We start from the raw sequence: 8,258 nt of genomic DNA on the forward strand, positions 1-8,258 counted from the left end.
ATAACCGCCACCGAGTGCGACGTTGAGCGAGACATAGTCCTGCGCCATCTGCTGTACGGCCTGGGCCAGACTTGCCTGGGCGGTGGAGACTTCGCGCTGTGCGTCGAGAACGTCGAGCAGCGAGGAGGCGCCATCACGATAGCTGGCGGTTGCGAGCTGCAGAGCTTCCTCGTAGGATTTCACGGTCGCACGGAGCGCTGCCACGGTGCGGCCATCGCGGGCAACGGCGGCAAGCGCGTTCTCGACTTCCTCGACGGCATCGAGAACCGTCTGCTTCCAGGACAGATAGGCTTCGCGGGCTGACGATTCGGACGACTTGACGTTGGCACGCAGGGCGCCGCCGTCGAAGATCGGAAGAGACAAGGCCGGACCGAAGGACCAGGACAGGATGCCACTTTCGCCGCTTCCGGCAACGCGGGTGTAGGATGGCGAAATGGCGCCACCCAGCGTAATCGCGGGATAGAGCTGTGCTTCGGCAACGCCGATCTGCGCAACGGCTGCGGCAAGCTGCCGTTCGGACGCACGGATGTCAGGTCGATTGCGGATCAGGTCGGCGGGAATGCCGGTCTTGGTGCTGTAGCGGGCGACCGGCTGGCGGGCACCGCGCTGCAGTTCAGGAAGCAGTGTGGACGCCGGCATGCCCAGAAGCGTCGCGATGCGATGCGCCGCGGTGCGATACTGGGTCTCGAGACCTGGCAGCTCTGACAGTGTCGAGTTCACAAGACCTTCGGCCTGAACAACATCCAGTCTGGAGGCAGCACCGGCTTCCAGCTGAAGCTTGGTGAGATCAAGCGTTTCACGGCGAGAACCGAGGTTCTTTTTGGTGATCGCGATACGCTCCTGATAGTAGCGAACATCGATATAGGCTGCGGCAACCTGCGAAAGCAGGCTCAGGCGCGCAACGTCGACGCTTGCATAGGCGGCGTCGAGACTGGCAAGAGCCGATTCCTTGCTGCGGCGGTAAAGGCCGAACAGATCCAGGAACCAAGACGCGCTGGCCCCACCAACGGCGGATGATTGCGGCGAAGTCGATGTGGCACCGAGCCGCCCGCCGATGTCCTTCGTGCCGCTACGCTCGCCCTGCGCATCGATATCGAGCGAAGGAAGACCGCCGGCGCCGGCGCTGACGACGGATGCCTGGGCCTGGTTGATGCGTTCCAGAGCCTGCAGAACGCTGAGGTTCTGGGCCAGGCCCGTCTGCATGTAGCCGTTCAGGCGCGTGTCGGAAAACGCCGTCCACCAGGCTTTCATGGAAACGTCGCCATTGCTCGTCTGTCCGCCCTCGGCAAACTTTGCAGGCAGGGACACTTCCGGGGCCTGATGGTTCGGTCCGACCACGCAGCCGGAGAGAAGGAGCATGACGAGAGGAGCGGCTACGCGAATGGATGTCATATCTTTGTCCCGAAACCCTTAAGATCGTGGCTCCGCGTATGACGGAGCAAATCAATGCACAGCTCACCGCTCAGACGAGCGGCGATTCGATGCTGGCAATCCGTTAACAGATTCACACTGTCTTCACTTGTTTTTCACGCTTTGATAACCGGCGCACAACAACAAAGAAGGACGGAACGAAGAAAATTCCGAGCAGTGTTGCAGAAAGCATACCACCCAGCACGCCGATGCCGATGGCGTTCTGAGCGGCAGAGCCGGCGCCCGTTGCGATCGCAAGTGGTACCACGCCGAGAATGAATGCGAGCGACGTCATGATGATCGGACGAAGGCGCAATCTTGCGGCCTCGAGGGTCGCTTCGAGCACGCCCATACCTGTCTCCTGACGATCCTTGGCGAATTCGACGATCAGGATGGCGTTCTTCGCCGCCAATCCGATCGTCGTCAAAAGACCGACCTTGAAGTAGACGTCGTTCGACTGGCCAAGGAGATAGGCTGCAGCCAATGCGCCAAGGACACCAATCGGAACCGCGAGAATGACCGAGAACGGAATCGACCAGCTTTCATAAAGTGCCGCAAGGCAGAGGAATACGATCAGAACGGACAGGCCGTAAAGCATGGGAGCCTGGGAGCCAGACAACCGTTCCTGATAGGAGATGCCCTGCCAGGCCACGGAGTAGCCACCCGGCAATGCCGCAGTCAGCTTCTCCATCTCGTCCATGGACTGACCGGTGCTGACGCCGGCGCCGGTCGCGCCGTCAAGCGATATGGCACTGACGCCGTTGAACCGCGCAAGCTGCGGCGTGCCCGTGTTCCACTGGACGGTGCTGAAGGACGAAAACGGGACCATCTCGCCGCCGGTGTTGCGGGCAAACCAGTATTTGAGGTCTTCCGGCTGCATGCGGTAAGGCGCATCACCCTGCACATAGACGGGCTTCAGCTTGTTCTCGAGCGTGAAGTCATTGACGTCGCGACCGGCAAAGATGGTCGTTAGCATCGAATTGACCGAAGCGAGGTCGACACCCATCGCACCCAGCTTCTCCTGGTCGAGCAGGATCTGCAGCTGCGTTTCGGTTCTCTGCGAGTTGCTGCGCAGCGAGCCGATATTGCGGTTGCTGCCCGCGATCTGCATCAGCTGCTGCGATGCGCTCGTCAAAGCGGGATTGCCGTTGTTGCCGCTGTCGACAAGGTACATCGAAAAGCCGCTGGAATTGCCGAGGCCCTGGATTGCTGGTGGCAGAAGCGCAAACACCTGCGCGTCACGCAGTCCGAAGAAATGGCGCTGAGCCCGCTGCACAACGGCGGCCGCTTCCTGCTGCGGCTCGGTGCGAACATCGAAATCCTTGAGCTTGGCAAAGATCATCGCATTGTTCTGGCCGGTGCCGTTGAAGCTGAAGCCCATCGCACCGAATACCGAAGCGACGCTGTCCTTCTCGTCGTTGAGGAAGAAGGACTCGATCTGCTTGACCACTTCCTCGGTTCTGGCGGTCGTCGAACCGTTGGGAGTCTGGACGAGCACCATCAGAACGCCCTGGTCTTCCTGCGGAAGGAAGGAACTGGGGAGCCTTGAAAACAACAGACCGCAACCGCCGACAATCAGTGCGAAAAGAAGCATGACGCGCAGCGGCCGCTTCAGAAGATAACCGATCGATCCGACATAGCCGTTTGTCGTCTTGTCGAAGCCGCGGTTGAACCAGGCGCCGATACCCTTGTTCTTCTTATCGTGATTGACCGGCTTCAGGATCGTCGCGCAGAGCGCCGGCGTCAGCACGATCGCAACCACGGCCGAAAGCAGCATCGCGGAAACGATGGTTATCGAGAACTGGCGATAGATGATGCCTGTCGACCCACCGAAGAAGGCCATCGGGATAAACACGGCCGTCAGAACCAGCGCGATGCCGATGATGGCACCGGTAATTTCGTGCATGGACTTTTCGGTCGCCTCGAGAGGAGACAAACCTTCCTCGTCCATGATGCGCTCGACGTTTTCGACGACGACGATCGCGTCATCCACGAGAAGGCCGATCGCCAGCACCATGGCGAACATGGTGAGAGTGTTGATCGAATAGCCCGTCAGCGCCAGGATGCCGAAGGTCCCGAGCAGCACCACCGGAACGGCGACCATGGGGATCAGCGTTGCCCGCAGGTTCTGAAGGAAGACCAGAAGCACCACGAAGACCAGAACGATCGCTTCGATCAGCGTGTGAATGACCTTCTCGATCGACAGCTCGACGAACGGCGTCGTGTCGTAGGGATAGGTGATGCTGACATTTTCGGGAAGCGTCGGCTCGACCCGGTTGAGGGCGGTTTTTACCCTTTCGGCGGTATCGAGCGCATTGGCGCCTGTCGCGAGGTTGACCGCAAAGCCCGCCGCCGGCTTGCCGTTAAAGCGGGAGCTGCCACCATAGCTTTCCTGGCCGATCTCGACACGGCCAATATCCGATATCCTAACGGTGGCGCCGTCCTGTCCGACTTTGAGGATGATCCGTTCAAAGTCGTCGACGGTGGTCAGCTGGCTCTGGGCTGTCATGGTGACGGTCAGCTGCTGGCCTTCCGACACGGGCTGCGCCCCGAGCGAACCAACGGACACCTGGGTATTCTGCGCTTCGATCGCGGACGTGACGTCAGCCGACGTCAACTGGTATTTCTGCAGCTTGAAGGGATCGAGCCAGACGCGCATTGCATAGCCTGAGCCGAAGATATTGATGCTGCCGACGCCTTCCAGGCGCTTCACCTGATCTTCGATCTGGGTCGAGAACACGTCGCCGAGATCGACCGAACTGCGTTTGCCGTCCGACGACACAAGCGCGCCGACCATCAGGATACTGGAGGTGGAGCGCGAGACTTCGATGCCGGACTGCTGCACGACGTCAGGCAGCTGCGACTGTACCAGCTGCAACTTGTTCTGCACCTGAACCTGGGCGATATCAGGCATGATCGAGTTACCGAATGTCAGCGTGACGGTCGCACGTCCCGTCGACGACGACGAGTTCATGTAGGTGAGATCGTCGAGACCGGTCATGCCGTCCTCGATGATCGTCGTCACCGATTTCTCGACGGTTTCGGCGCTGGCGCCGTTATAGCTGGCAGAAATGCGCACCGTGGTCGGGGCGATATCCGGATATTGCGAGATCGACAGCGTGGTGATGGCAAGCGCACCACCGAGCATGATCACGATCGCAATAACCCAGGCGAAGACGGGCCGCCGGATGAAGTAATGGGCCATTCACTTGTTCCTTGCCGTATTCGGGGCGGCGTTCTTCGCGTTGTTGCGGGATGCGGACCTCAACCTCTACGGCTTCGGCGCATCAACCTTCGGCTTCTCGACTGTAAATCCCTGCTCGTTGACCGTGACTTCGACAGGCTGGACGGCGGCGGCGTCGGCAATCCACTGGAACCCGTCGACGATCAGGCGATCGCCATCCGCGATGCCGTCGGTGACCAGCCAGTTGTTGCCGGATGTGGTGCTGACCGTGAAGGTCCGCGTTTCTACCTTGTTATCCGCGCCAACGAATTTCGCCGTCAGTTCACCACGGGCATTGCGGGTCGCGGCACGCTGCGGGATCAGATAGCCGTTTTCGTTGCCAAGCGTCACCGTCGCACGCACATACATGCCGGGCAGAACGATATTGTCCGGGTTGGGGAACACGGCACGGATCTGAAACGTGCCGGTGGTTTCGCTGACAGCCATTTCCGACATGTCGAGCTTGCCGGCAGGTTCGTAAGCCTTGCCGTCCTCCAACCGCAATCGGATCTCGGCGTTGCGCGGATCGCCGGTGACCCGGCCGGACGCAAAGGCTGCACGAAGCTCCAGGAGATTGGTGCTGGAATCGATGAGATCGATATAGATCGGATCGAGCTTGCGCAGTGTCGACAGCGCGTCGGTCTGGTTGGCGGTGACGATATTGCCGAGGCTGACATTGGAGATGGTCGTGACGCCATCGAAGGGCGCCCTGATCTTGGTCAGGTCGAGATCGATCTCGGCCGATTGCAGAGCGGCCTGCGCCTGCGCCACATCGGCCTGGGCCTGCAGCAGGGTGACCTTCGCATTTTCATATTCGATCTGCGTCGCGCCGCTGTTGACCAGCCGCTCGTAGCGGGTGAGGTTTGCCTGCGCGGCCGGGATGCTGACCTCGGCCTTGGAAAGGCTCGCTCTCGCCTGCGCGACGGTCGCCTCGTAAAGATTGTCCTCGATCTGATAGAGGATGTCGCCCGCCTTGACTTCGCTTCCTTCCTTGAAGCTGATCTCGCGAATGGCGCCGGTCACACGCGGCCTGATCTGGGTCGTCTGGAATGCAACAGCGCGGCCCGGCAAAATCGAGGTAATCGGCCGCTCGGCCTTTTGCATGACGACGACACTGACGGCCTGCGGCGGCTTCTGAGGTGCGCCGCCGGCTGGAGCGTTTGCGGTCTGCTGATCGGAATCGCTGCAGGAGGCGAGCAAGACCGTGAAAAGGAGGGGGAGAAGCAGTTTGCGACGGGTCATCGTTGGATCCAGGGCCGGTCGTTGCGCATTCCGAAGAACCGGATTTCCTCGGGAGGGACAGGTTAACCCACAAGAAGCGGGAGGAAGCATGGCAAGGGGCGGAACCGCCACAGCCCAGCCTCGAAGTGACGTAATTCACTTATCGTCACTTTGCAAGCGGGCTTTGCAGTGCAGCATTCACGAGTTCGACAAGTCCGTCGCAGCGGGCATGCAGCTCCGCCTCGTCGGCATGTATAAGAAAGACATGGTGGAGGACCCCTGCAAAGCAAGGGGCAACGCTCCGCCCGATGGTACTTTCCGGTGCGGACTTGTAGACCCCGGTTTCGAAGCCGTGGCGAACGACGCTTTCAAAGAGATCCTCAATGAGCTTTCGATAATGCCGGCCGCTGGGCAGGTCGGTACTTGCCATCATGGCCAGCATTTCGAAAAACAGCGGATTATCCCTGATATCGGCAAGATGTGCGTCCATCAGGCGGCGCGCAACAAGTCCCAGCCGCGCTGGCGCCGGGACGGAATCGTCCTTCGCGTCGAAGCGACCGATCATCCGGGTGGTGTGCCGGTCGCAGATTGCATCCGCAAGCACCGTCTTGGATTGAAAGTGCTTGAAGACATTGGCGGGCGACATCTGCAATTCGGCTGCAAGGTCGGCGATCGAAAAGCCGGCAAAACCCTTCTTCCTGAGCAGCGCTTCGGCGGCCGTCAGGATATCCGCTTTTGTCTCTTCCGCCTTGCGCCTTGGTCTTCGCACGATGTCCTCAAGTGTGTGCCGCCGATACCGCCCGGAGACTGCTGCTGATCAAGTACCGAAATACGGCTCGAGGTTCTTGCGAATGCGCGCCAGCACCGTCTCGCCGCGCTCATCTGGCACGAAACGCGCGCCCGTGATCGTTTCATACGCGGTTCGGTAAACCTTGGCCGTTTCCTCGATCAGATCGGCCGGGATTTCCGGAATATCGTCCTTGTAGGGATCGCAGCGTTCGACCACCCAAGAGCGGATGAAATCCTTGTCGAAGCTTTTTGGACGGCCGCCGGTTGAAAAGGCGTCGTCATAGCTGTCGGCAATCCAGTAACGACTGCTGTCGGGCGTGTGGATTTCGTCGGCGAGAATGATTGTACCATCCGTGTCGGTGCCGAACTCGTATTTCGTATCAACCAGTATGAGGCCGCGTTTTGCCGCAAGCTCCTGGCCGCGGGCAAACAATGCCAGCGCATAGCGCGACAGCGTTTCCCACTGTTGGGCCGTCAGCAGTCCCTGCGCAATGATATCATCCGGCGTCAGCGGTTCGTCATGACCGCCGTCGAATGCCTTGCTGGTGGGGGTGATCACCGGATACGGCAGGACCTGGTTGTCCCTCAGCCCGTCGGGCAGCTCGAGACCATACATGCGGCGCTGACCCTTCTTATAGAGTGTCAGAAGCGATGTGCCGGTCGTGCCGGCGAGGTAGCCGCGCACGACGATCTCGACGGGCAGGATATCCAGCCGCTTGCCGATGACGACATTCGGGTCCGGATAGGAGATGACGTGGTTGGGGCAGATATCGGCCGTTGCATCGAACCAGTAGCGGGCAGTCTGCGTCAGCACGTGCCCCTTATCCGGGATTGCCGTCAGGATCCGATCGAAAGCACTGATCCGGTCGGTCGAGATGATGATGCGCGAACCGTCAGGCAGATCGTAATTATCGCGCACCTTGCCGCGATAGTAGTTTGGCAGTTCCGCAATGAAGGCTTCGTCTAATACGCGCACGGTCATGGCTCTCTCTATATAGAGGCGGCTTGCAAGGCCTCGATGATATCAATCCGAGCTGTGGCTATGCCATGTTTTTCCGCGCCGGCACAAGGCGATTGCCGGGATGGAGATGCGTCGCAGGAGGTGAGGAAGCCGGAACCAGCGATCGGTGGTCGGCAAGGAGAGCGACAGACGGATTGGAGTTCGGGAAACCGGGTCCTGACGGCCTCCTTGCGCTTTAAAAGGCGAATTATCATGTTAATCCAACGCCTTGCATTTTTCTTGAAGTTTTTGCGACTAGGCCTGTTGACTTGGTCTGGGGGTCGGATCTATAACCCGCTCACTGAACGAGGGCGGCGGCGCTGCTAGCGACGGACTTCTTCGTTTCGGTGAAAACCTAAAAAGATTGGCGGATGCTGATTGGGGCCGGGTTACGGTTTGGCTCTTGGGTTTTGTGACGTTTTAGCCTTTTGGGGTGGGAATGTCGGTTCTTTGACAATTGAATATGAGAAGAAAGAGAAACGTGGTCGGCGGTCTCGCAGGATGGGCTTAGGTCCATCTGTTAGAAGACAAATGACGGTCACGTTTTGATATGAGAACACCAGATTGGTTTTCGCAGTGATGCGGGAATTGATTGAGAGAGTTCTCGTCAATTCA

General features: G+C 59.5%; 5 protein-coding genes. All 5 read right to left on the reverse strand.

From position 1 onward, the window contains the following. On the reverse strand, positions 1-1,392 hold a 1,392-nt coding region (locus BLW69_RS22360; RefSeq protein ID WP_092665504.1), incomplete at its 3' end, for an efflux transporter outer membrane subunit. A gap of 112 nt (positions 1,393-1,504) precedes the next feature. Beyond that, complete coding sequence (locus BLW69_RS22365) at positions 1,505-4,615, reverse strand: efflux RND transporter permease subunit (RefSeq protein WP_092665506.1); 3,111 nt, start codon at positions 4,613-4,615, stop codon at positions 1,505-1,507. Between the two features lie 66 nt (positions 4,616-4,681). Beyond that, positions 4,682-5,875, reverse strand: a complete 1,194-nt coding sequence (locus tag BLW69_RS22370) for an efflux RND transporter periplasmic adaptor subunit (RefSeq protein WP_062463646.1) — start codon at positions 5,873-5,875, stop codon at positions 4,682-4,684. A 145-nt stretch (positions 5,876-6,020) separates the two neighbouring features. Next, positions 6,021-6,623 (reverse strand): TetR/AcrR family transcriptional regulator, encoded by a 603-nt coding sequence (locus BLW69_RS22375; protein WP_062463649.1) that lies wholly within the window; start codon positions 6,621-6,623, stop codon positions 6,021-6,023. Positions 6,624-6,671: 48 nt separating this feature from the next. After that, complete coding sequence (locus BLW69_RS22380) at positions 6,672-7,619, reverse strand: phosphoribosylaminoimidazolesuccinocarboxamide synthase (protein ID WP_092665508.1); 948 nt, start codon at positions 7,617-7,619, stop codon at positions 6,672-6,674. Positions 7,620-8,258 lie beyond the last annotated feature (639 nt).

The organism is Rhizobium sp. NFR12, assembly GCF_900108545.1.
GTDB lineage: Bacteria > Pseudomonadota > Alphaproteobacteria > Rhizobiales > Rhizobiaceae > Neorhizobium > Neorhizobium soli.